At 29.1% G+C, this 25,982-nt stretch carries 23 protein-coding genes and 1 riboswitch; of the genes, 8 read left to right on the forward strand and 15 right to left on the reverse strand.

The features are described from left to right. Positions 1-164: 164 nt before the first annotated feature. Together carB and ACYUEW_RS10210 are read right to left on the reverse strand one after the other, a co-directional pair. Complete coding sequence (carB, locus tag ACYUEW_RS10205; protein ID WP_460276692.1) at positions 165-3,371, reverse strand: carbamoyl-phosphate synthase large subunit; 3,207 nt, start codon at positions 3,369-3,371, stop codon at positions 165-167. Positions 3,372-3,398: 27 nt separating this feature from the next. After that, positions 3,399-4,448 carry a carbamoyl phosphate synthase small subunit gene (locus ACYUEW_RS10210; RefSeq protein ID WP_460276693.1) on the reverse strand — a complete coding sequence of 350 codons (1,050 nt, stop codon included), beginning with the start codon at positions 4,446-4,448 and terminating at the stop codon, positions 3,399-3,401. Between the two features lie 522 nt (positions 4,449-4,970). Here ACYUEW_RS10210 and ACYUEW_RS10215 point away from each other — a divergent pair. The 5 genes from ACYUEW_RS10215 to ACYUEW_RS10235 all read left to right on the forward strand — a co-directional run bounded on the left by ACYUEW_RS10215 (position 4,971) and on the right by ACYUEW_RS10235 (position 8,710). Continuing rightward, on the forward strand, positions 4,971-5,132 hold the full coding sequence (locus tag ACYUEW_RS10215; protein WP_195745664.1) for a hypothetical protein: 162 nt from the start codon (positions 4,971-4,973) through the stop codon (positions 5,130-5,132). A 525-nt stretch (positions 5,133-5,657) separates the two neighbouring features. After that, on the forward strand, positions 5,658-6,518 hold the full coding sequence (locus tag ACYUEW_RS10220; protein ID WP_003485939.1) for an AraC family transcriptional regulator: 861 nt from the start codon (positions 5,658-5,660) through the stop codon (positions 6,516-6,518). Between the two features lie 26 nt (positions 6,519-6,544). Further along, the gene (locus ACYUEW_RS10225) at positions 6,545-7,003 is read left to right on the forward strand and encodes a GyrI-like domain-containing protein (RefSeq protein ID WP_003485938.1); all 459 of its coding nucleotides are present in this window, start codon (positions 6,545-6,547) and stop codon (positions 7,001-7,003) included. 1 nt (position 7,004) lies between these two features. Then, a complete protein-coding gene (locus ACYUEW_RS10230; protein WP_460276694.1) occupies positions 7,005-7,958 on the forward strand; it encodes an ABC transporter ATP-binding protein in 954 nt (317 codons plus the stop codon). A gap of 2 nt (positions 7,959-7,960) precedes the next feature. Beyond that, a complete protein-coding gene (locus ACYUEW_RS10235) occupies positions 7,961-8,710 on the forward strand; it encodes an ABC transporter permease (protein WP_003485936.1) in 750 nt (249 codons plus the stop codon). Positions 8,711-9,298: 588 nt separating this feature from the next. Here ACYUEW_RS10235 and ACYUEW_RS10240 read toward each other — a convergent pair. From ACYUEW_RS10240 to ACYUEW_RS10265, 6 genes are all read right to left on the reverse strand, one after another. Beyond that, on the reverse strand, positions 9,299-10,855 hold the full coding sequence (locus ACYUEW_RS10240; RefSeq protein WP_460276695.1) for an ABC-F family ATP-binding cassette domain-containing protein: 1,557 nt from the start codon (positions 10,853-10,855) through the stop codon (positions 9,299-9,301). A 361-nt stretch (positions 10,856-11,216) separates the two neighbouring features. Beyond that, positions 11,217-12,950 (reverse strand): NADH-dependent [FeFe] hydrogenase, group A6, encoded by a 1,734-nt coding sequence (locus tag ACYUEW_RS10245; protein ID WP_085333301.1) that lies wholly within the window; start codon positions 12,948-12,950, stop codon positions 11,217-11,219. A 19-nt stretch (positions 12,951-12,969) separates the two neighbouring features. After that, positions 12,970-14,865 (reverse strand): NADH-quinone oxidoreductase subunit NuoF, encoded by a 1,896-nt coding sequence (locus ACYUEW_RS10250; RefSeq protein ID WP_085333302.1) that lies wholly within the window; start codon positions 14,863-14,865, stop codon positions 12,970-12,972. Between the two features lie 11 nt (positions 14,866-14,876). Next, on the reverse strand, positions 14,877-15,356 hold the full coding sequence (gene nuoE, locus ACYUEW_RS10255; RefSeq protein ID WP_003485931.1) for an NADH-quinone oxidoreductase subunit NuoE: 480 nt from the start codon (positions 15,354-15,356) through the stop codon (positions 14,877-14,879). Between the two features lie 485 nt (positions 15,357-15,841). Then, complete coding sequence (locus ACYUEW_RS10260) at positions 15,842-17,029, reverse strand: cation:proton antiporter domain-containing protein (RefSeq protein ID WP_460276696.1); 1,188 nt, start codon at positions 17,027-17,029, stop codon at positions 15,842-15,844. A 60-nt stretch (positions 17,030-17,089) separates the two neighbouring features. Continuing rightward, positions 17,090-17,148: riboswitch (Fluoride riboswitch) on the reverse strand. A 143-nt stretch (positions 17,149-17,291) separates the two neighbouring features. Beyond that, a complete protein-coding gene (locus ACYUEW_RS10265; RefSeq protein WP_460276697.1) occupies positions 17,292-18,170 on the reverse strand; it encodes an ADP-ribosylglycohydrolase family protein in 879 nt (292 codons plus the stop codon). A 237-nt stretch (positions 18,171-18,407) separates the two neighbouring features. Between ACYUEW_RS10265 and ACYUEW_RS10270 the strand changes: the two genes are divergently transcribed. Then, positions 18,408-19,502 carry an AI-2E family transporter gene (locus ACYUEW_RS10270; protein ID WP_030035128.1) on the forward strand — a complete coding sequence of 365 codons (1,095 nt, stop codon included), beginning with the start codon at positions 18,408-18,410 and terminating at the stop codon, positions 19,500-19,502. Between the two features lie 104 nt (positions 19,503-19,606). On the opposite strand, the gene ACYUEW_RS10275 is transcribed toward ACYUEW_RS10270, so the two are convergent. Continuing rightward, positions 19,607-20,743, reverse strand: a complete 1,137-nt coding sequence (locus ACYUEW_RS10275; RefSeq protein WP_085333304.1) for a D-alanyl-D-alanine carboxypeptidase family protein — start codon at positions 20,741-20,743, stop codon at positions 19,607-19,609. 183 nt (positions 20,744-20,926) lie between these two features. On the opposite strand from ACYUEW_RS10275, the gene ACYUEW_RS10280 reads away from it, so the two are divergent. Beyond that, positions 20,927-21,445 (forward strand): DUF2953 domain-containing protein, encoded by a 519-nt coding sequence (locus tag ACYUEW_RS10280; protein ID WP_043031924.1) that lies wholly within the window; start codon positions 20,927-20,929, stop codon positions 21,443-21,445. 68 nt (positions 21,446-21,513) lie between these two features. Beyond that, positions 21,514-21,954, forward strand: coding sequence for a GerW family sporulation protein (gene ytfJ, locus ACYUEW_RS10285; protein WP_003485921.1), 441 nt, complete (start codon positions 21,514-21,516; stop codon positions 21,952-21,954). A 61-nt stretch (positions 21,955-22,015) separates the two neighbouring features. Here the strand turns inward: ytfJ and scpB are convergent, their stop codons facing one another. The 6 genes from scpB to ACYUEW_RS10315 all read right to left on the reverse strand — a co-directional run bounded on the left by scpB (position 22,016) and on the right by ACYUEW_RS10315 (position 25,980). Continuing rightward, positions 22,016-22,597, reverse strand: coding sequence for an SMC-Scp complex subunit ScpB (gene scpB, locus ACYUEW_RS10290; RefSeq protein WP_003485918.1), 582 nt, complete (start codon positions 22,595-22,597; stop codon positions 22,016-22,018). Continuing rightward, positions 22,590-23,336, reverse strand: a complete 747-nt coding sequence (locus tag ACYUEW_RS10295; protein WP_003485916.1) for a segregation/condensation protein A — start codon at positions 23,334-23,336, stop codon at positions 22,590-22,592. Before ACYUEW_RS10295 ends, scpB begins: the two co-directional genes overlap by 8 nt. Further along, positions 23,311-23,493, reverse strand: a complete 183-nt coding sequence (locus ACYUEW_RS10300; protein WP_003485913.1) for a hypothetical protein — start codon at positions 23,491-23,493, stop codon at positions 23,311-23,313. The genes ACYUEW_RS10295 and ACYUEW_RS10300 overlap by 26 nt, the downstream gene beginning before the upstream one ends. 51 nt (positions 23,494-23,544) lie before the next feature. Next, positions 23,545-23,832 carry a hypothetical protein gene (locus tag ACYUEW_RS10305; protein ID WP_460276698.1) on the reverse strand — a complete coding sequence of 96 codons (288 nt, stop codon included), beginning with the start codon at positions 23,830-23,832 and terminating at the stop codon, positions 23,545-23,547. A 69-nt stretch (positions 23,833-23,901) separates the two neighbouring features. Next, complete coding sequence (locus ACYUEW_RS10310; RefSeq protein ID WP_460276699.1) at positions 23,902-25,125, reverse strand: D-alanyl-D-alanine carboxypeptidase family protein; 1,224 nt, start codon at positions 25,123-25,125, stop codon at positions 23,902-23,904. 132 nt (positions 25,126-25,257) lie between these two features. Further along, positions 25,258-25,980 (reverse strand): EcsC family protein, encoded by a 723-nt coding sequence (locus ACYUEW_RS10315; protein WP_460276700.1) that lies wholly within the window; start codon positions 25,978-25,980, stop codon positions 25,258-25,260. Between the last annotated feature and the right edge of the window lie 2 nt (positions 25,981-25,982).

Here is a 25,982-nt window from a genome sequence, read left to right on the forward strand (position 1 = left end):
TTTCTATGAAACATAGATATTATATTATCATTATATGTTATTAAGAGTACTTTTTCAATGATTTTATTGTCAATATAGTTAAATTATACATTAATGTGTATCTTATTACAATTTATATAATTGCTTTGTAATAATTTTTTTGAAATAATTGTAATATATATAGATTAGTTTGAAAGATCAAATATATACAAAGTTTCATCTTTTATCTCTTTAGATTTAATATCTACTATAGCTTTTAACGTATCTAGTGATGTTATTACTCCCAGATTTCTTTCAATAGCTGCTCTTCTTATGTGGAAACCATCTCTCTTTGAATCATTACCTTTTGTAGGAGTGTTAACCACTAAATCCACTTCACCATTTTTAATTGTATCTATTATATTTGGACACTCTTCTTTAAGCTTTCTAACTTGTTTAACTTCTATGCCTTCTTCCTTTAAAAGTTCTGCTGTTTTAGAAGTTGCTATAAATTTATATCCTAAACTGTGAAGTTTCTTTGCTATTGGTAAAAATTCTTCCTTATCATGATCATTTATAGTAGCAAGGATTGTTCCTTTTTCCTTTTTAATAGACATATTAGCTCCTACAAATCCCTTATACAACGCTTCCTCTAAAGTTTTTCCTACACCTAAAACTTCTCCTGTAGACTTCATTTCAGGTCCTAAACATACTTCAACTTTTGGAAGTTTCTGAGTAGAAAATACTGGAACTTTTACAGAGATTAGATCTGGCTCTTTATATACGCCTAGTCCATATCCTAAATCACTTAACTTTTCACCTAGCATTACTCTAGTTGCTATGTCTACTATAGGAACTTTACTTACTTTACTTATATATGGTACTGTTCTTGATGCTCTTGGATTAACTTCTATTACATAAAGCTTTCCTTCAAACTCAATAAACTGTATATTTATCATACCTTTTATGCCTATTCCTAATGCAAGCTTTTTAGTATATTCAAGTATTTCTTCTTTTATATCCTTGCCTACATTTTGAGTTGGATACATAGTTATACTATCACCCGAGTGTACTCCTGCTCTTTCTAAATGTTCCATTATACCTGGTATTAAAACATCTTCTCCATCAGATATAGCATCTACTTCTATTTCCCTTCCCATTAGGTATTTATCTATAAGTATTGGATTCTTCTTATCCTTTTGGAAAGCATTTGATAGATAGTATACAAGTTCTTTTTCATCATGAGTTATTTCCATTCCCTGTCCTCCAAGTACATAAGAAGGTCTTACAAGCACTGGGAATCCTAACTTTTTGGCTTCTTCTAATCCATCCTCTACAGACCAAATACCTTTACCTTTAGGTCTTGCTATTTGAAGCTTTTCTAATAGTTCATTAAATTTTTCTCTATCTTCTGCCATATCAATTTGATCAGCAGTAGTTCCAAGGGTTGGTATATTCTTTTCTTTTAGGAAGTTAGCAAGTTTTATAGCTGTTTGACCTCCAAACTGTAGAATTACACCATTAGGTTTTTCCTTTTCTACTATATTCAATACATCTTCTTCTGTAAGAGGTTCAAAATATAGTTTATCGGACACATCGAAATCAGTACTAACAGTTTCAGGGTTGTTATTTACTATTATTGTTTCTATGCCCAATTTTTTAAGAGCTTTTACACAATGTACTGAAGCATAGTCAAACTCTATTCCCTGGCCTATTCTTATTGGCCCTGAACCTATAACTATTACCTTTTTATTTTTACTAACTTCAACTTCATCATAAACATCATAAGTTGAGTAATAGTAAGGTGATAAGGCCTCAAATTCTCCACCGCAAGTATCAACCATTTTATAAACTGGATTTATTACCCATATATTTCTAAGTCTATATATATCTTCTGGGCTTACCTTAAGCATATCAGCTATACCTTTATCTGAAAAACCTTTTTTCTTTAATTTATAGAACCATTCTTTATCTAAATCATCTATTTTACTAAGTCTTAATCTTTGTTCTTCTTCAACTATCCATCTGAATTTTTTTATAAAGAATTTATCTATACCTGTTATTTCAGCTACCTTATCCATTCTGTAATCACGTCTAAGCATTTCAGCTAGTGCAAATATTCGCTCATCATCTGGAGATATAACTCTAGTCTTTAATTCTTCCATGCTAAGTTCTCTAAACTTTTTATGCTCTAATGAATACTTTCCTATTTCTAATGAACGTATTCCTTTTAAAAATGCAGCTTCAAAATTGCTTCCTATGGCCATTATTTCTCCTGTAGCCATCATCTTTGTACCTAAAACTCTATCTGCTCCTTGGAATTTATCAAAAGGCCATTTTGGAATTTTAACTACTACATAATCTAAAGAAGGTTCAAAACAAGCATATGTTTTTTGAGTAACTGCATTCTTTATCTCATCTAGAGTATATCCTAAAGCTATTTTAGAAGCCACCTTTGCTATTGGATATCCTGTTGCCTTTGATGCTAATGCTGAGGAACGACTAACCCTTGGGTTTATTTCTATAACTGCATATTCAAAGGAATTTGGATTTAATGCAAATTGTACATTACATCCTCCCTTTATTCCTATTGAGTTTAGTATATTTATAGATGCACTTCTAAGCATTTGATATTCTTTATCAGATAAGGTTTGGCTTGGTGCTACAACTATACTATCTCCAGTATGAATACCTACAGGATCTATATTCTCCATATTACATACAGTTATACAGTTTCCTCTGCTATCTCTCATTACTTCATATTCTATTTCTTTCCAACCCTTAACACTTTTCTCTAAAAGTACCTGGCCTATAGAACTTAGTTGAAGACCTAATGTAAGTATTTCATCTAACTCTTCTTCACTTTCAGCTATTCCGCCGCCAGTTCCCCCTAAAGTATAAGCTGGTCTAACTATAACTGGATATCCTATTTTATTTGCAAAAGCTTTTCCACTTTCCATATCAGTTACAATTTCACTTTGTATAACAGGCTCATTTATTCTGTTCATCATATTTCTGAACAGCTCTCTATCTTCTCCTTCTTTTATGGATTCTATAGATGTACCTATTACAGTAACTCCGTATTTTTTTAATATTCCTTTATCATAAAGCTCTACTGCTAAGTTTAGTCCAGTTTGACCTCCCATTCCTGCAAGAAGACTATCTGGTCTTTCCTTAGCTATAACTTTTTCTACAAATTCCACTGTTAAAGGTTCCAAGTAAACTTTATCTGCAACTTCTTTATCTGTCATTATTGTAGCAGGGTTGCTATTTATAAGTACAACCTCTACTCCTTCTTCTTTTAGTCCTTCACAAGCTTGTGTTCCTGAATAGTCAAACTCTGCTGCTTGACCTATAACTATTGGACCTGAACCTATAACTAAAACCTTTTTTATATCTTTATTTAATAGCATAACTGCTACCTCCTAAATTTCCTGTTCTTATAGTGCATATTTCATGAATTCATCAAATATATAGTCGCTGTCCTTTGGGCCTGGACATGCTTCTGGATGGAATTGGACTGAAAATATAGGTAAAATTTTATGTCTCATTCCCTCTATAGTTCCATCATTTACACTAACATGAGTTACTTCCATATCGCTTGGAAGAACATCCACAAAATATCCATGATTTTGTGAAGTTATATGCACTTTATTTTCTTCTAAGTCTTTCACAGGATGGTTACATCCTCTGTGACCAAATTTAAGTTTTGATGTCTTTCCTCCTAAGCTTAGAGCTAGAAGTTGATGCCCTAAACATATTCCTACAATAGGCTTTTTACCTATAAGAATTTTTATATTTTCTATAACTTCTGTTAAATCTTCTGGGTTTCCAGGGCCATTAGATAAAAATATCAAATCAGGATTTACCTTTAAAACTTCTTCTGACTTTGCATTTGCTGGGAAAACTGTTACATTGCATCCTCTATTTAAGAAAGATTTTATAATATTTTGTTTTATGCCAAAATCCAGTATTGCAACATGATTTCCTTTTCCTGATACTTCATATTTTTCTTTAACTGTAACTTTTTTTACAGCATCTTTATTTGAGAAATCTTTAAGTTTTTCTTTAACTTCTTCATACTCTATATCTTCTAAAGTTATTATACCTTTCATAGTTCCACTGCTTCTTAAGATTTTAGTTAAAGCTCTTGTGTCTATTCCTTCTAATCCTATAACATTGTTTTGCTTTAAATAATCTTCCAATTCTACTTCTGATCTGAAATTATTTGAAAAACTGCATTTTTCTCTAATTATAAATCCTCTAACCTTTGGTGACTTTGATTCCATATCTTCTAAATTTATACCGTAGTTTCCTATTAGAGGATATGTCATTGTAACAATCTGACCATAATAGGATGGATCTGTAAGAACTTCTTGATACCCTGTCATTCCAGTGTTGAATACAACCTCTCCAACACTTTCCTTTAGACATCCAAATGCGTTTCCTTTAAACTCTACTCCATTTTCTAATATAAGCTTTGCTTTCATAAGTGGCCCCCTTTTATTTTTTCAGTAAAAATACACTTTGCAAGGGCTAAACCTAATTTTTAAAACAAAAGGGAAATAAAAAGATTTATGCTAAAAAATAATCTTTTTATTTCCCTTTATATAAATTTTATTTAAATTTAAACCTTTTTTTGCATCACAAAAAAATTCTTTCATAATTATCATACCTCTTTCTGATCTCGCAGGACCAATTTAAAGTGTATTCTTTACTTTAATTTTTTTTATTAATCATTATAATTTATAATTTTTAATCTGTCAATGTATAATACAGGTTTTATTTATCATCTATAAATTCTCCTAATTTATTAGTATTTAATAGACCTTTACATTGTTAAAAATTTGTTTATTTTTTAACTTATGACTATACTAGCTGGTAAAATTATGTTATACTATAAAAGTAAAAAATTTCAAATTCCGTAGAAGTGGATGGCTACGGTGGTTGTACGTTTTCCGCCTTGGGCTATGGATGATTTCTCATTATAGCTTAAGGGGGTGGTATTGGATATGCTAGAACTTTTAATAAAAGGAGTTTTTGTTGTTTATATTATTAATGTAATATTAAAACACAACCTTTTTATTTCCAATATAAAAATCAAGGTTAGATTTCTTGGTTTAGATATAGAAGTTGATAGCAAAGAGAAAAAGCACCCATCCTCCAAAGATTAGTGCTTTTTTCCTTGTTTAACATATTTATAAGTTAAAAATCCAATAGCCCTAAAACAACACCACTAAAGTGGGAAGCAGTTATACCAAATGATAATTCGGATTTCTGCTTAAAAACGTTCTAGGATCGGCTTAGTGTTCTCAGCACTAAGCCTTTTCTAATTAGGATTTTAAAAAGCTTGTTTTAAAAAGTTTGTATTTCTCAGCTTAGGCATAAAATTTATCCAATTTATATTATATCAAAAAGTTTATAAAAATAAACACAATAGCTCTATTAATATAAATATTTTATCGCCATAAATAGTATATTCAAATACATTACTTTCAGTACTATAAAAATTTTAAAAATATATCACTCCTCTTTATTAGTACCCTAAATTTTATTTATTATAAATCTAAGGTAATTATTACATAAATTCAAAAAATATAAGAGAATTTTTATCAAATAATAAGTTTACAAAACTGGACACCAAAAGAGAAGAGATATATTTTATATTGTGTTAAACTTTGAACTAAGGAGGTGATGATATGGAGTGGTTGAAGCAACTAAGCCAAGCAATTGATTACATAGAAAATAATCTAGAAGGTGATATATCTTATGATGAAGCTGCAAAAATTGCTTGCTGTTCAACATATTATTTTCAGCGAATGTTTTCTTACGTAGCGGGTATTCCCCTATCTGATTATATTCGTCGTAGGAGAATGACAAAAGCTGCTTTTGAATTACAGGTAAGTGACACTAAAATCATGGATATTGGTTCAAAGTATGGTTATGTTTCTCCAACATCATTTAATCGTGCATTTCAAAATGTTCATGGTGTTGCACCAACTGCTGCTCGCATGGAAGGAACTTTATTAAACACTTATCCTCCTATTAGTTTTTCTATTAGCATTACTGGAGGTGAAAGTATGAGATATAGAATTGAAAGAAAAGATCCTATTAAAATTGTAGGAATTAGAACTGCACTAAAAGAGTATACAGAAGAAAATTTTAAAATTGTTCCTTCTTTCTGGGATGGAACGTTAAAAAGTAATTTATTTTCACAAATTTGTAAATTAAATAATCAAAACCCTCATGGTATTTTAGGTATAACTGTGTATAAAAATCCTGAAGACATATATTATTATATTGCAGCAGCCACAGATAAACCTGTACCAGAAGGAATGGTGGAATTCAATATACCTGCAGCTACATGGGTTATCTTTGAATGTAATGGGAATTTTAAAGATTCTATTCAAAGAATTTTTAAAAGGTTTCTCACAGAATGGCTTCCCTTTTCTGGATATGAATATGCCAAATTGCCGGATATAGAAATTTACCCTATTAGTGATCCAAAATTAAAAGGCGGACATTCGGAAGTTTGGATCGCAGTTAAGAAGTCAAGATAATACAAATGTATTTAGGAGGAAAATAAATGAATTATAAAATTGAAATCAAGAATATTGAACCCATCAGGGTAGCTTTCATGGGGTACAAAGGAGCTGTTAGCGGAGCGTCAAAAGTGTTTCCTAGCCTGTTTAGAGCCATACAAGGGAAAGTAAATGGTGCCCCTTTTTTCTGCTACTATGAAATGAATCAAGAAACTAAAATGGGAGAAATGGAATTATGCGTGCCTACTGCTGAAACTCCAAAGAGTAATGGTGTTACGGTAAAAAATATGCCACAAGTAAAGGCTGTTTGTGTTACACATGTGGGGTCTTATGAAACAATGTATTATGCATACGAAGCTATTAAGAACTATGCACAAGAAAACAATCTATCTTTACAACCTCCTTTTCGAGAAGTTTTTATAAAAGGACCTGGAATGATATTAAAAGGAAATCCAAATAAATATATTACGGAAATAATATTCCCACTTAAAAAGGAGGAGTAAAATGTTAGCAATTGGAGTTGACAATTTGGTTAAGCAGTACAAAAATGGTGTCAGAGCCTTGGATGACTTAAATTTAAAAGTAATTAATGGAGAAATTTTTTCTCTGTTAGGTCCCAATGGCGCGGGAAAATCCTCTTTGATTAACATTTTGACAACCTTTTACAAACTCACATCTGGAAATGTAACAATTCTGGGTAAAGATTTATGCAAGGATCCTGCCTGGGTTCGTACACAGATTGCTTGTGTTGCACAGCATGTTTCTATTGATGAGCACCTGTCACTTATGGAAAACATGATATTTCAAAGCAGGCTGTATAAAGTAGATGCGCAGGTAGCAAAAGAAAGAATCAATTCTTTGATTGATAGCTTTGAGCTTTCCAGATATCGGAAGTATCCTACCGCATCCTATTCCGGCGGGGTAAAACGCAGACTAGATATTGCCATGAATATGGTATCAATGCCTAAAATTCTGTTTCTGGATGAGCCCACAGTGGGAATGGATGTTGAGTCTAGAAAAGCCCTGTGGAAAATGCTACTGAAAATACGAGATGAATATGGGACAACTATTTTTCTTACTACTCATTATCTTGAGGAGGCGGACCAGTTGAGTGATAGTATTTGTATCATGAAGGATGGTAAGGAACTAGCCCAAGGAACACCTGGTAGCTTACGTAGTTATATTAGGCAAAATATGCTTCGCATCACATTTCCCAGCATCCAGGGAATGAAAAAATATAAAGATTCCCTTAATAGCATGGGGCTCATTAAGTTTATTAATGTGCGAAATAATTCTGTTTTTTTAGGTGTAGATAACAGCAGAATAGCTTTTACAACTGTGAATAAGTGGCTTTTAGATAATAAAGTGGATTTCAATGCAATGGAAATTGTAGAACCTAGTTTGGAGGATGTCTTCTTGTCATTAACGGGTTCAGAGAACAATAGAGAGGAGGAATAACGATGCTAAATATTATGTGGAGAAATATGAAGTGGCGCCTAAAAAACCCAATTTCCATCCTAGTTACCATACTGCAACCTCTTCTTTGGCTTGTTTTGTATAGTGCTGTGGCAAGTCAGACAATGCAAAATATGGGAGTTGGTAATTACACTGCTTTCGTTTTGCCCGGTATCATATTTCTCGTGATCTTTTCTGTAAGTTGTAGCGGTGGTATCATCAATTTCATTATGAAATCTAGCGGTAGTTTTTATAGAAATCTGATTGCACCTGTAAGACGAAGCTCAATTGTGCTTGGCCAAATGTTAGAAGTGATACTGATTTCCTTTATGGAAGTAGGGATTTTATTTGTTGTAAGTCTTTTTTTCTCAGTAAAGATATCATCCAGCATCACCGGGATTGCGCTCATGATACTGCTGATCTTTATGACGGCATTCTTCCTGTCAGGGCTTGCTTATTTCATCAGCCTTTCTTTGCCAAATGAAGTAATATATGAAACAATTATGACTGCTATTATCCTGCCTATATTCTTTTTGAGCACAGCTCTTTTTCCTTTAGAAAATTTGTCTGGAGGTTTGGCTATAGCTGTGAAGCTCAATCCATTTACGTATATTATTAGTGCTCTGCGCAATTTAATATTGGGAGAAATCATTGTGTTTGGGGACATTCTGCCTGTCATACTGCTATTTGCAGTGTTGTGCTGTATTAGCTTTGCACTGGCAATATGGAGACTCAAAAAGGAAACTGCTCACTAATTCAATTCATAACATATTTGTAAATTTAGAGTATAAATCTATAAGAAAGAGGGTATACAGATTTTAAAAATGTAAAATTGCTTACTCTTGTAGCTAATAAAAAATCTTAATTGTAAGAATTCCTTTCTTAAACTAAAATTGTATAATAAAATCCAGAGGATGATTTGAAATAAAATTCAAAGCCATCCTCTTCTTTTCTAATCATAGTTACCCTTTACACTAGTTATATTAGCCCTTTTTATTTTAAATTTTTATATAATTTTAGTTGTTAAACCTAAATTATATTTTTCATATTTAGGCTGATCCTGCATATACTTAAAACATAATGTTTTTAAATTAATTTTAATATCAGTCTTTTTTATGTGTTTTTTTACTACGTTTAGTCCCAGAATTATTTGCTTTTTTTTCTTTTTGTTGTTGACTTGCACAAGATTTATCATGTTTTTCACTCATAGCATTTATTCCTCCTAAAATAAGAATTAAGTTTTAGAATTACAGTACTATTTTCTTCAATATACAAATTATAATGCTATGAAATAAATAGCAAAAAATAGCTAGATTTGATAACTAGCTACTTTTATAGGCTTACTATACAATTTTAGTTGTCCAACTTTCACAATTCCAAGTTTCTGTTACTATATCTTCATAAAATTCTTTTTCGTGGCAAACTAAAAGTATAGAACCTTTATATTCTTTTAATGCTCTTTTTAATTCTTCTTTGGCTTCCACATCTAAGTGGTTAGTAGGCTCGTCCAATATTAGTATATTGGTTTCTCTATTTAGTATTTTACAAAGCCTTACCTTTGCTGCTTCTCCACCGGACAGTACTACTATTTTAGATTCTAATTGCTTCGTAGTTAATCCACATTTTGCTAGGGCAGATCTTATTTCGTATTGAGTAAATACAGGAAACTCTTTCCACACTTCTTCTATACAGGTATTATAATTAGATTCTCTTTCTTCTTGTTCAAAATATCCTATGTATTGATAATCACCTAGAGTAACATCCCCTTCCAATGGTTTTATAGCTCCTAATAAACTTTTTAATAATGTAGTTTTCCCAAGACCATTGGCTCCTACTAAGGCTACCTTTTGTCCTCTTTCCATTTTTATATTTAAAGGTTTTGTTAAAGGTGAATCATAGCCTATAACTAAATCTTTAGTTTCAAATATAACTTTTCCAGAAGCTCTAGCCTGTTTAAAATTAAATTCTGGCTTTGGTTTTTCTTTTGTAAGTTCTATTTTATCTATTTTATCTAATTTTTTTTGTCTAGATCTTGCCATACCTACGGTTGAAACTCTTGCTTTATTTTTTGCTATAAAATCTTCTAGTTTTGATATTTCTGCCTGTTGCCTTTCATAGGCTGCCTCTAGTCGTTTCTTGTTTTCCTCATAAACTCTTCTAAATTCATTATAATCCCCTACATAACGAGTAAGTCTTTTATTTTCTACATGATAAATTAAATTTATTACCTCATTTAAAAATGGTATATCATGGGATATTAAAATAAAGGCATTTTCGTAATTTTTAAGATAACTTTTAAGCCACTCTATGTGATCTTCGTCTAAATAGTTTGTAGGCTCATCTAAAAGTAATATATCTGGATTTTCTAAAAGGAGTTTTGCTAGAAGTATTTTTGTTCTTTGTCCTCCAGATAAATCTGATACATCCTTATCCAAACCTATGTCAGCAATACCAAGTCCCCTTGCTATTTCCTCTATTTTAGCATCTATTATGTAAAAATCATTATGATCTAACATATCCTGTATAGTAGCTGTTCTATTTAGCATTTTTTCCATTTCTTCCTGGGATACATCTCCCATTTTCATGTATAAATCATTCATTTCTTTTTCAAGATTAAATAAATAGTCAAAGGCTTCCCTCAAAACTTCTCTAATGGTTTTTCCCTTTGTAAGATTTAAATGCTGATCCATGTAGCCTACTCTTACATCCTTTGCCCATTGAATTTTACCCTCATCTGGCATTAGTTTTCCTGTTATTATATTCATAAATGTAGACTTACCCTCTCCATTAGCTCCAATAAGTCCTACATGCTCTCCCTTTAAAAGTCTAAAGGATACTTCCTCAAAAATAGCTCTGTCTCCAAATCCATGGCTAATATCCTTAACGGTTAATATACTCATATGTAAAAGTCCTCCTGAAAATATAATCTAAAATAAACTTTAATTTATAAATAAAGCCTTGTCAATAATTTATTTATAAAATAGATTTAATTTCTTTTTAAATCTATTTTGAAAATTTTATTTGCAGAAGTATTAAAACACAAAAATAAGAGAGCCTAAATATTTAAAATGAGGGGTAAAAAGGAGTAAATAAAGGCTCTCTTATTTTTATATTACAAAACCTACAATAAACTATATAATCTAATATAGGTTTTATATTTTAGGAAATTACTTTAAACTTATAACTGATTATAGTTTAAAATCATACTGACACTGTTTTTATTTGGTGTATATTAATGAAAAAATTTGTATTTATTTCATGTTATCTAACTCTATATTTAGTATGAAGAAGTTCATGAGCTTTTTCACCATAAGGTTTACCTAAATATTCTTCATAAAGTTTCTTTATATATGGATTTTCGTGAGACTTTCTTATTTCTTTATTACTATCTTCTTTATATAGGGCTTCTGTTCTTTTTTTCAATATATTTGTATCTCCATAGATATAAGGTTGACCACCACCATCTACACAGCCTGATGGACACGCCATGATTTCGATCATATGATATTTAGACTTTCCATTTCTTATATCATTTAAAAGTTTTCTAGCATTACCTAATCCACTAGCTATAGCTACTTTAACCTCTATATCCTTTATGTTTACTGTAGCTTCTCTTATACCCTCTTCACCGCGAACTTCTATAAATTCTACATCTTTTAAAGTACCTTTAGTAACCCATTCATAGGCAGTTCTTAAGGCTGCTTCCATAACACCACCGGTAGTTCCAAAAATTACTGAAGCCCCTGTAGATTCACCTAGTGGATTATCAAATTCTTCCTCCTGTAGAGAATTAAAATCTATACCCGCTTCTACTATCATTTTAGCTAATTCTCTTGTACTTATAACAATGTCTACATCGGGAATTCCATTTCTCTTCATTTCTTCTCTTTTTGCTTCATACTTTTTAGCAAGACAAGGCATTACAGATACTACTATAATATCTTTAGGATCTACCTTCATTTTTTCTGCTAAATAACTTTTAGCTATAGCTCCAAACATTTGCTGAGGAGACTTACAACTAGATGGTATATCCATTAAATCATTAAAGTTGTGTTCAAAGAATTTTATCCATCCTGGACAACAACTTGTAAGCATTGGAAGTGTTCCGCCATGTTCTAATCTATGAATAAATTCTGAAGCTTCCTCCATAATAGTCAAGTCTGCTGCAAAATCTGTATCAAAAACTTTACTGAATCCTAATTGACGAAGAGCCGCTACCATTTTTCCTGTAACAGTTGTTCCAGGTTCTAATCCAAATTCTTCACCTAAAGCAGCTCTAATAGCTGGAGCTGTTTGTACAATAACAACTTTATCCTTTTGTGATAGAGCATCCCAAACTTTACTTGTATTATTTACTTCTGTTAAAGCCCCAGTTGGACAGACAGAAACACATTGTCCACAGAAGGTACAATTAGTATTTTTTATAGCTTCAGAAAAGGCTGGTGCTACTACAGTTTCAAAACCTCTTCCAATAGCAGATAGAGTTCCTACAGTTTGAACTTCATTACACATAGTTATGCATCTTCTACAAAGTATACATTTATCCATATCTCTAACTATGGAATAACTAGAAATATCTATAGGATACATTGAAATTTCACCTTGATATTTCATTTCTCTTATTCCCATATCTGCAGCTAATTTTTGTAGTTCACATTTTGTGTTTTTCTCACAAAGCAAACAATCTTTTGGATGATCAGATAAAAGTAATTCTACTATGGCTCTTCTAGCTTTTATAGCCCTTATGGAATTGGTTTTTACTATCATTCCTTCCCCTACAGGGGTACAACAGGCTGGCGCTAAGTTTTTTCGCCCTTCTACTTCTACTACACAGACCCTACAGGAACCAGGTTTATTTTCTGTTTTATTATCATTAAGATGAAAATTACATAGAGTTGGTATATTTATATTTAAAAGTTTTGCTGCATCTAATATAGTGGTTCCCTTCTCTACCTTAAGCTCTTTACCATTTATATTTAAAGTTACTAAACTCATTTTATTCACCTCTTTCTTCCTATTTCTTTATAATAGCCCCAACTGGACAAGCACTATAACAATTTCCACATTTAATACATTTTTCTTGATTTATAAAATGTTTTTCTTTAACTTTTCCTATTATACAGGATACTGGGCAACCTCTTGCACATTTAGTACATCCGATACATTTATCAGTAATCTCATAATGGAGTAAATTCTTACAAGTACCTGATGGACATCTTTTTTCATTAACATGAGCTTCGTATTCATCCATAAAATATCTCATAGTACTTAGTACTGGATTTGGTGCAGTTTGTCCTAATCCACATAAGGAAGTATCCTTTATTATATGTGATAATTCATCTAATTTATTTAAATCTTCCTCTGAACCCTTCCCATTGGTTATCTTTATTAAAGTTTCTAAAAGTCTCTTATTACCGATTCTACAAGGGGTACATTTACCACAGGATTCATCCACTGTAAATTCAAGATAAAATTTTGCTATATCTACCATACAATTATCTTCATCCATAACAATCATTCCACCGGATCCCATCATAGACCCTATAGATGTTAGTGATTCGTAGTCTATAGGAATATCTAAAAGCGAAGCTGGAATACATCCACCTGAAGGTCCTCCTGTTTGAACAGCTTTAAATTTCTTACCGTTTTTTATACCTCCACCTATATCATATATTATTTCTCTTAGACTAGTCCCCATAGGAACTTCAACTAATCCAACATTATTTATTTTCCCTGCTAGGGCGAAAACTTTTGTACCATTGGATTTTTCTGTTCCTATGGATTTATACCAATCTGCACCCCTATTTATTATGGCAGGTATATTTGCTAAAGTTTCTACATTATTTACAACTGTTGGCTTATTCCAAAGACCAGCTTCTGCTGGGAATGGTGGTTTATAAGTAGGTTCTCCCCTTTCTCCTTCTATGGAGTGTATTAATGCTGTTTCTTCCCCACATACGAAGGCTCCTGCACCATATTTTATTTCTATATTAAAGTTAAAACCGGTGCCTAAAATATTTTCTCCTAAAAGACCATACTCTTTAGCTTGATCCATAGCTATTTTTAATCTATTTACAGCTAAAGGATATTCTGCTCTTATATATATACGACCTTTGGAAGCTCCTATGGCATAGCCAGCTATGGCCATAGCTTCAATTATGCTATGAGGATCTCCTTCTAATATGGAACGATCCATAAAGGCTCCTGGATCACCCTCATCTGCATTACATATTATATATTTAACATCACTATCATACATTTTTCCAAAACTCCACTTTTTACCTGTAGAGAAGCCACCGCCGCCTCTTCCTCTAAGTCCTGAGTCAGTTATTAATTTTATTAATTCATCCGGTGTCATTTCACTTAAAACTTTTCCTAGGGCTAAGTATCCCTCTGAGCCGATACATTCTTTTATATCTTCTGGATTTATAAGTCCACAATTCCTAAGAGCAATTCTTTTTTGTTTTTTGTAAAAAGACATTTCATCTTGTCTTTTTACTTTTTCTTTAAGGGTTGGTTCTTCATAAAGTAATCTTTCTACTACTTCACCTTTTAATAAATGCTTTTCTGCTATTTCCTTAGCATCTTCTGGTTTTACTTTAACATAAAAAACATTATCTGGATTTATTTTAACTATAGGACCTTTTTCACAGAAACCAAAGCATCCTGTAATAGAAACTTTTACTTCTTCTTGGAGTCCTAATTTGTTTATTTCTTCTTTTAAATTTTCTACAATTTTATCACTGTCAGCTGATTTACATCCTGTACCACCACAAACTAGTATAAGTCTTTCACATTTTTTATTTTCTACTGCTGTTTCTTCTTCATGGGTGGTATGTCTACTTTTTAATAAATCCTTATAGTTTTCATAATAGCTTTTCAATTCTTTATACGAATTAATTTTCTCCATAAATATCCCTCCTACGCCCCATATTCTTCCAATACTTTATCTACTTCATTTTTAGTAAAATGTCCATATACCTTATCATTAATTGTAACCACTGGAGCTAATCCACAGGCCCCTACACATCTTAAAACTTGTAATGTGAATTTGCCATCTTTAGTGGTTTCTCCAACTTTTATATTCAATTTCTTTTCAAATTCTGAAAGTACATCCCCAGCTCCCTTTACAAAGCAAGCTGTGCCCATACAGACATTTATAACATTTTCACCCTTTGGTTCTGTAGTAAAATAAGAGTAAAAAGTAATAACTCCGTAAACCTTTGAAACGGGAATATCTAGCTTTTTAGCTACAAATTCCTGCACTTCATTTGGAAGATATCCAAAAATATGTTGAGCCTTATGAAGCACTTCTATAAGGGATCCTTTCTTATTGGAGATATTGTTTATATATTCTTCTAGTTCTTTGAATTTGATATTTGCTAACTCATTGGAACACATAGGAATCCTCCCCCTTTTTGCTATTTGAAAAATCCATTTATTTTTTATTTTATATTATACTATATATTCTTTAGAAAATTAACATATTTCTGAAAATTAATTGTGGTAAATTTTACTTTTATCAATTTCATTAAGTTTTCATTAATTTCAGGGAGATTTTTTACTATTATTTAACAATCTTTTGCTTAAATCCTTCATTCTTATGTATCATGAATGATAATAAATTAACATAAATTTTGTATAAAGAGATATTTCAAAATAAAATAGATTTAATTTTAACACCGCAAAGATAAAAAATACACTTATAAATCAATTAATTTCCCTAGATTAAGAACTATTAAAGCTTATTCATATATTTAGTATTTGTATTTTTTAATTTGTTATATTAAAATTAAATCTATTTTTATACAACTTAATGATTTTCTTGTATTTTTCAAAGTTTTTTATAGCAAAAGAGATATATTTTATAAAAAATTTGATCTAGTCTAAGAAAGGTTTAATTCTAATAATCTTGGACCAGATAAATTTATTGCTATAGCTCCCAATGGAGCTGTAGTTAAAATTGACAAAACTGCTATTGCTAAAATAATATCTCCTGTTGCTACACCATTGGCTAATGGTACTGCTCCCATAGCTGCTTGAACTGTAGCTTTAGGGATATAGGCTATAACACAAAAGAGTTTTTCTTTTATATTTAAATTTGAACCTTTCAGAGAAATTAATACTCCTATACTTCTTCCTATAAGACCTAAAGCAATAATAATTATACCTAAAAATCCTGATTTAAAAGCTATTACCATATTTACTTCAGCTCCTACAAGAACAAATAAAAGTATTTGAGCAAAAACCCATATTTCATTTAATCCTTTAGATACTTTATCTCCTATACTAGGAATTTTATCAGATATTACAAAGCCTAAAGACATAACCCCCAATAAGCTAGCTATTTCTAATTTACCCTTTAGTAAAGTTTCTATTAAAGTAAGTATAATAGATATACTAAGTATAATTAATATCTTTTTAGTGTTATCTATAGGATACTTTTTAAATATCTTTATAATAATGATTGCTGATAATACACCAATTAATGTACCTAATATTATAGAAACAGGTATTTTTAATATCTGTATGGCTATATTTATATTCTTCCCCGTATATAATCCTAAAAATGTGCTAAATATTGTTATTGCAAAAACATCATCTATAGACGCGCCGGCCAGTATAAGAGTTGGTATACCCTTAGCTTTTCCAAGGCCTTTGTCTATTAAGTTTAACATTTGAGGTACAACTACTGCTGGTGAAACTGCAGCAATAATAAATCCTAATAATCCTCCTTGTATAAAAGAAAAACCTAAAAGTTTTACGGAGGCTATTGCTATAAATAATCCTTCTATAATTCCAGGTATACAACTTAATTTTAGAGCTGTTTTACCAACCAATTTTAATTCGTATTTATTAAGACCTAATCCTGCCCTTAATAAAATTACAATTAAAGCAATTTTTCTAAGATCCGATGAAGTATTTAATATATCTTTGCTTAACCAGTTTAAACCATGAGGGCCTATTATAATACCTAATATTAACATTCCTAAAAGACCTGGTAGATTTAACTTTTCAAAGAGTTTATTTGCAATTAATCCTAATAAAATAATAATAGCTAAACTTCCTGCCATAAAATCTCCTCCCTTAAATTTTTATTACAAACGCAAAAAATCCTACAAATAACAATCATATTATTTGTAGGAGTCATTAGCATTACGCGATTATGGCGAACTCCATCGCCTATTTTTAAATTACTCATTTAATTTACCACAATTTATTATTATAGTCAACAATAAATTCTATTCAATTAGTAATTGTTATATTTTGCACAAACTATTGTTTATTTATTTAACAATTATGTTAACAAATTATTTACTTTTATTAATAAAAATTCTAACTATTTTTACTTAATTTTAAGGCTATATCTAATAATTCTTGTTTTTTATCTATTATGTTTGTCCATTTTTTCGGTAAAGCATCATATCCATAATACGCACCGGCTAGTCCTCCAGTTATTGCCCCTACACTTCCTGCATCTCCACCTAAATTAACTGCTTCACATATAGCTTCTTCTGCTGTAGTTGTATTCATAATACTCCAAATAGCACACATTAATGAATCTACTACAAAAGGGGATGAGTTTAATGAGTATTTATTTATATTTGTTATCTCATAAAATTCATCAAATTCTTTAAGTACTAATTTTAATGCTTCATTTTTATCATATTCTTTTATATAATAATAAATTAATGTATTATACAGAAGACAAGCTCTCTCTCCAATTTTACTTCTATGAGTTAATTGAGATTGTTCTTTTGTTATTTTAACTATTTCATCATAATCTTTATAATATAAAGCTACAGGCAGACTTCTTTTCAAGGCTCCGTTACCAGCAGCTTGCCAGCTAAGTACTTCACTGCTGTGTAAACTAGCTTCATACCAGTCTCTACATTCCAAAAATTTTTCTATGGTACACTTTATAGTAGTGCCTCCATATTTTATTAGATCTTGGTATACTTTCATAAATTCATTTCCTATGCTATCTTTTGGATCTTCTGGATTATTTAATATTCCTTTAGCTACACATAACACCATTAAAGTATCATCTGTTGTACAGCCTGGTTTTAAATCAAAAACCCCACCGCCAACTATTTCTTTTAAATATCCATACTTATGAATTTCTTCTTTATCCATATTTTCTAATGTTATACCTAAAGCATCTCCACAGGCTACTCCAAATAATCCTCCTAGTATTCTAGTTTTTGTATCCATATTAATGCCCTCCATACTAAAAAATAAATTTATTTGTTTTTTATTATATCACATAACTATATCATAAATAGTATTAACAAGATAAAATTCAGAATATTAAAAATTTATTAATATATACTTATGATTTAATTTTTTTAAACGCATTTATAATATTATATAGGTTGTAAAATCTATTACAATATAGTAAAATTTATAAAGCGCATAGGTTATTATTATCTATAATTGGGGGTTAAACAGGTGACGAAAAATAAAAAAATACCATTCTTAGAATTTATACCTATAATAGTGATATCCTTTCTACTTTTAAAATTTATAAACAACATAGAAAATATTTATTCTTTTATGAAATCTTTTTTATCAATATTAGTACCATTTATTTGGGCTTTTGGAATTGCTTATATATTAAATCCATTAATGAAATATTTTCAAAATAAATTTAAATTAAAAAGGATATTTAGTATTATTATAACTTATATAATTGTAATCGGCCTTTTGATACTATTTATAAATACCTTTGTTCCTAAAATTATAAAAAATATTGGGGATCTTTTCGCTCATAGTCCTGATTATATTAATCAAACAATTCAGTGGTTTAATGATAATATAAAATATTCAAAGGTATATGATATGTTAATGGAAAATTCTCAAATAAGCAATAATATACCTAGTTTATTGAATAAAATATCTAATTTAACTAATACATTTATAAATACATTTTTAAATACTACAATAAAATTCACTTCATTTTTAGTTAAGTTTGTATTTGGATTAATTATTTCTATATACCTTTTATTAGATAAGGAAAGTCTTATAGAAAACTTAAAAAAATTTATATTAGCGCTATCTGGTGAAAAAAATTATTCAAAAATTTTGAGTTTCTTCAAAGAGGTAGACATGGTTTTTTCAAAATACATAATAGGTAAATCTATAGATTCTTTAATAATTGGATTAATGTGTTTTGCGGGATTAACAATAATGAAAGTTCCTTATGCTGCTTTAATATCTTTTATTGTAGGAATAACAAATATGATTCCTTATTTTGGTCCTTTTATAGGAATGATACCTGCTTTTATAATAACATTGTTTTTTAATTATATAAAAGCTATTTGGGTGTTAATTTTTATAGTAATACTTCAACAATTTGATGGTTGGTATTTAGGTCCTAAAATTCTTGGCAATCAAGTTGGCTTAAGTCCTATATGGATAATATTTGCAATAACTATTGGCGGAGGAACTTTTGGTGTAATGGGTATGTTTTTATCTGTACCTATTGCAGCCATCATAAAAATTTATTTAGACAAATACATAGAAATGAAATTAAATAAAAAATAAATTAAAACAACAATAAAGGGATATCTCAAAATAAAATAGATTTAATTTTTAGAACTCTAAATATAAAAATTAAATCTGTTTTGAGACATCCCTTTTATTAATGCTTATTTATCAGAGGTGCATTTCTTCTTATTTAAAAACCAATTTTTTATTCCACCCTTAGATAAGTTATTTCCTGCTTTAAGTTTTTTATTATAGATTAATTCATTACCATTTAATATAGAAATAGATCCAAAATCTTCACCTTTTTTAACTTTCCAATTTAACTCTTTAGGCTTATTTATCTTTATAGAATAATCTGCTCCATTTTTAAAAGGAATAATTATATCCTTGTCTGCTATTATGTTTACGGAACCTTCCTCAAAAACAGCCTGATCTAATATATCTCCTTTAGTACATATTTTTTTAAAATCATAATTATTTTTCACATAATCATGTATTTTTGTTGTCTCATTCCATCTAGGAGTGCAGTTTAAAACTACTATTATAATATCATTACCATTGATTTTAGAGGAGGTTACTAAACATTTACCTGCTTTTCCAGTATACCCTGTTTTAACTCCATCCGCTTCAGGTATCTTCCAAAGTATTTTATTTATATTGTGGTAATCTCTTGTAAAACTATATTCTTCTTTTTTTACATCTTTGGAGGATACTATTTTATTAAACAATTCATATTTTTTAGCAGTTGCTGTAGCTAGAGCTAAATCATAGGCTGTAGAGTAATGTTCATCTTTATCTAAACCATGGGGAGTTATAAAGTGAGAATTTAAAAGTCCTATTTCACTAGCATACTCATTCATAAGTTTAGAAAAACCCTCTACACTTCCTGCTATACCCTCAGCTATAGCTATAGCTGCATCATTGCCGGATCTTAACATAAGGCCATAAAGTAATTCTCTTAAGGTTATTTTTTCACCTTTTTTATAGCCTACCGTTGATCCTTTTATTTTATCTGCATTTTCAGAGATTTCTATTTTTCTATCCAAGTCTCCATACTTTAGTGCTACTAGAGTGGTCATTATTTTTGTGGTGCTTGCAATAGGAACTATTTCGTTGGCTGATTTTTCAAATAATACTATTCCCGTATCCTTATCTATGGCAATGGCGCATCTAGCATTAATATAAGGTGGTTTGTTTTTTTGAGATTCTTCTTTCCCGTAAGCTTTTGTTGGTATTAATGTAACTATAAATATTAAAGAAAGTATTAATATAAATTTGTTTTTTAGAGTTTTTTTCATCTTGTTCACTCTCCAGTTATGTTGTATTTATTATTTGTAAAATTTTTTGAAAAATAAATAGTTTTTTAGTTTACTTTTTGATTTAATTTACATAATTTTTTATATGTTTACTTATATAATTGTTTATATTTTTTTATTATTGGCAATAATTTATAATATTTAAATCTCCAGGAGGCTTTTAACATGCTTTTTTTTATTATTTCAATATTTATAATTTTTATACTTATTTTAATCATGCCTTTTAAAATAACAGTTATATATACTGATAAATACTTTAATGTGTATATATATAATTTTAAATGGAAAAAAGAAGAATCTAAAAATATAAAAAAGCAAAATTATATTAATAAAAAAACAAATGAGAAAAAAGATGATAACAAGACAAAAGCTTTAAAAGTAACTTTAGAAAAATGTAATTTTAAACCTAAAGCTAATATCTCTGCTTTTTTAAATTATGATATAGAAGATGCAGCTTATTCAGCTATTATTTATGGGGCGCTGCAAAGTCTAGTACCTTATATTTATAATTATTTACTTAAAATATTTAAACTTAAAAATTTTAAGTTTAATATAACCCCTTTATTTAAAAACAAAAATTTTATAGAGTTTAAATTTAAAGGTATATTTTATATAAGCTTGGTAAAAATTATATATATATACATTTCATTTAAAATAAATTATAAAAATTTAAAAAGGGCATAAAATAAATTTATTAATAAAATTTTTAAAATAAAAAATCTGTTAATAAATTATATGAGGAGGTTTTTTTAATGGATAGTCATCCTATTGAAAATTTAATGAAAAATACCATGGAAAACATAAAAGATATGATAGATGTAAATACAATTGTAGGTGATGCTTTAAATAGTCCCGATGGCACTACAATTGTACCTATATCTAAAGTTTCCTTTGGTTTCGCTTCTGGTGGTTCCGAGTATTTATCTGAAAAGCAAAATGAGAATGACTTAAATTACCCTTTTGGAGGGGGATCTGGAGCAGGTGTTACTGTAAAACCAGTTGCATTTCTAGTAATAAAAGGTGATCAAATAAGACTTTTATCTGTAGATCATAAAAATACTTATGAAAAATTAATAGATAATGTGCCCCAAATAATGGATATGTTAAAAGATAAGTTTGGATGTAATAAAAAGGAAAATGATTCTGAAGAAAATTCTAGCTGTGACAGTAATTTTAATAATCATGAAATCTAAATAAAAGCCCCTAATATATATTTAAGGGGCTTTTATACTACTTTTTAGTTTGTTTTAAGGATTAATCTTCTTCTTTACTAAATTCTTTTAGTAAATCTTCTAAATTAGGAATAGCTTCTATACTATCTAAGCCAAAAAATTTTAAAAATTCTTCCGTAGTACCATATAAAATAGGTTTACCTGGTACCTCCAGTCTACCACATTCTTTTATAATGTTTTTTTCTAACAGGGTATATATAGCTCTATCGCTTTTCACCCCTCTTATTTCGTCTATAGCAACTCTGGTAATAGGTTGTTTATATGCTATGATTGATAATGTCTCTAAAGCTGCCTGAGATAAGGATTGTCTTACATTAGTTTTTAATAGTTTTTCTACATATATGCTATTTTCTGGTTTAGTCACTAGTTGAACAGCTTTATTATATATTAATATTTTTATCCCCCTATCCTTACTAGCATAGTTATTTTTCATTTCATTAAGTAATAAGCTTACTTTATCATGTTTACAATTTAATATAGTTGCTAAATCTTTTATGTTAATAGGTTCTCCACTCATAAATAAAAGAGATTCTATTATAGATTTATATTTGTTTTTTTGTGATACTTCATTTATTTCTAATTGTTCTTCATAATCTTTATTCACCTACAACGCCTCTTTCTATATGTATATCATTAAAATTATTAGATTGGTATACTTGTATTGTTTTTAACTTTATAAGCTCTAGTATAGCTAAAAAAGTTACTACTATCTCCATTTTACAACTACATTCTTTTATAAAATCAGAAAAAAGCCACTTTTCTTTTGAACTTATTTTTTTACCGATATATTCTATCTTATCTTCTATTTTATATTTATCTAATTGTATTTCTCCTTTAAATTCCACATTTTCATTCATTTTATTCGAATATTTACTTATTAAATCATTATATGTATTATATAAGCTTAACATTGTTACATTTTTAAGTAGTTCTTCTGTGGTTGTTTCTTTATTTTTAACTTCTATAATTTCTGGTTTTTTACTAAAGGATGTTCCACTTATCTTTTGACGAGTTTTAAAAAACTCTGCAGCAGCTTTAAATTTTTTATATTCTAAAAGCTTGTCTAAAAGTTCTTTTTGAGGATCATTCTCCTCTTCCTCTTTTTCTTCTTCCACTTTAGGTAATAAATATTTAGATTTTATTTCAATCAGGGTAGCTGCCATAACTATAAATTCTGAAGTTATTTCCAAATCTAACTCTTCCATTCTATTCAAGTACTGTAAATATTGATTAGTTATTTCATATATACTTACATCATATATTTCCATTTTATTCTTTTTAATTAAATGTAGTAATAAGTCAAAAGGTCCATCGAAATTATGTATTTTTATATTTAATGGCATTTTTTATCTCTCCCATATTATCTATTAAAAAATTTTCTTCGTCTAGTAATCCTAAATTAATTTTATATTTTTTCATATACTCTAATATTAATCTTATTTCTTTTCCTTCTTTTATGCCTAATTTTTTTATATCCTGTCCATTCATAGTTAAATCCATTAATTTTATATTTTTCTCATAATTATATACTTTGTATCTAAATTTTGAATTCTAGGCTAATAAAATTCTTTCAAAACTATGAGTTTTACTTGATACTTTATAAATTTCATAGTTATCCTTAGCATTAGATAAACTTAAATCATAAACTTCTTTATTATGTATATATTTATCTATAGACTTTCTCAAATCCCTGTTTAAGAAGGAATTATCTATAAAAATACTTTGTCCATGTTCACCTTTTATTGAATAAAGTACATTTAATATTCTAACATAAATATTAGAATAATCTAATAAAATATTTTCTAATTCTTTTTTCGTAAATTTATTTAGTATATTCATATTTAAGTAAAGCTAACATGAGATAGTCATGTTAGCTTTTACCCTCCTTTTAAATCATATATATTCTTATTATATACCCTTATCTATTAATCTTTCAAATCCACCTTTAAACTGATTAAAAATTCCTGACTTTCTTATATTTCTATCAGATGTTATCTTAACCTTACCTATTAAATTACCATCTGAATAAAACTCACATACACCAACCTCTTCATTTATTTTATATTCTTTCTTATTTTCATCTATAATGCATTTATTAGTTATTTTTGTATTTTTACCTTTTTCTACTATAGCATTTAGTTCTTCACAGGATTTCGCCATAAAATATTTATCCCCTTTAGAATTTAAAGGTATCTTTGATATTACATCTCCTTTTTTAACTATAGTTTTACATTGAAATTTTGAAAATCCGTAATTCATAAGTTTACTAGCATCTTTATTTCTTATTTTATAGGTTGGAGCACCCATTATTACTGCTAACATTCTTACTCCATCTCGTGTTGCTGTAGCTGATATACAATATTTAGCTTCATCTGTAAATCCTGTTTTTAAGCCATCACAGCCCTTAAAGAATCTAACAAGTTTATTGTGATTTACTAATCCTATAGGGCTTTTTCTTCCTTCTGATATGGTTTCCATATATGTTCCTGTATATTTTAATATTTGTTTATGTTTTAATAGTTCTCTTGACATTATAGATATATCATAAGCTGAAGTTTTGTGACCTTCTTCACTAAGTCCAGTACAATTTTTAAAAGATGTATCTTTCATATTTAATTTTTGAGCTCTATCATTCATCATTTTTACGAATGCTTCTTCACTACCTGCTAAGTATTCTCCCATGGCTACTGCAGCATCGTTTCCAGAAGCTATTGCTATTCCTTTTAAAAGTTCTTCAACTGTTCTTTCTTCTCCTACATCTAAAAGCATGGTGCTTCCACCCATTTTTTTAGCATTTTCACTTATGGTAACTTTATCAGTTAACTTTATTTTACCACTATCTACCGCCTCCATTGATAGAAGCATTGTCATAATTTTTGTGACTGATGCTGGAGCAAATTTTTCATGAGAATTTTTTTCATAAATAACCTTTCCTGTTGTAGGTTCTATAAGAAGTGCAGACTTAGCTTCTACATCTAAACTACCTCCTTCATTAGAATCTTTCTCTTCCGTTTTTTCTTCTTTTTTTAAGTCATTTTGTTTACTGTACGCATTTACAGGTGTTACAAATACACCAAAAATAAAAGTTATGGTAATTATTACACTGAAAAAGTAATAAATTTTTCTTTTCATTTATAGTTCCCTCCTTTACAAATATTTTCTCCAGAATTTCATAATATTATCACGGAAAAATTTTCTATAGATAAATAACTAGACTCTGTTAGGAGGAATACTAAAACTAATTATATGTATTTTTTATATAAATCAATTTAAAGAAAAATATCTCATTCTAAAACAATTAATAGCCACATAAGCTAATTTATTCATTAATTTATAATTTGCATAAGCACCTATTGGAGCACCTATACCTGGAATAATTTGAAGCATCTTTGAAAAATCTATATAGTCTCTATACTCTTGCTGAAACTCTCTCCAATTAAAATCATTAATACCCGTTGGCAATTCTTTACTATAACTACTCCAATTTATAATTTTATTATAGGTTTTTCTTCTCTCACTTCCCTCTGAGAAAGCTAATTGGAAAATATATAGAATGTATAATCTTTCTTTATAATCTCTAGCATCAATACCATATATATTAGCTAAGTTAAATAAAAAATTAATTTTAATTGTTAATAATATAGGGAAATCTGCAAGACCTAACATTAATCCTCCTAGTCCTGTACCTGCACCACTAATTGTTGCTGTTTTTCTATATAAATTTAACTTTTCATAAGCTAAATTTTCTCTTTCTTCTAAATTGGCTAATTTAGGAGGCTTAATAGTAACATATTTAGAAGTAAAAAGTACAACCTTTATCATATTTTTAACCCCTTCAGTAATTACTTTATGTGCTTTTTCAGGAATAAAGCTATTAGTTTTATTCTGAACTTTTTTTGTAACTTTATAAACTATAGAATCTCTTTTGGTCATTTCTTTCTTAAACATATTTAATTCATTTATAGCATCTATTTCATATTTAGTCATAC

Source organism: Clostridium sp. CTA-1 (assembly GCF_054768215.1).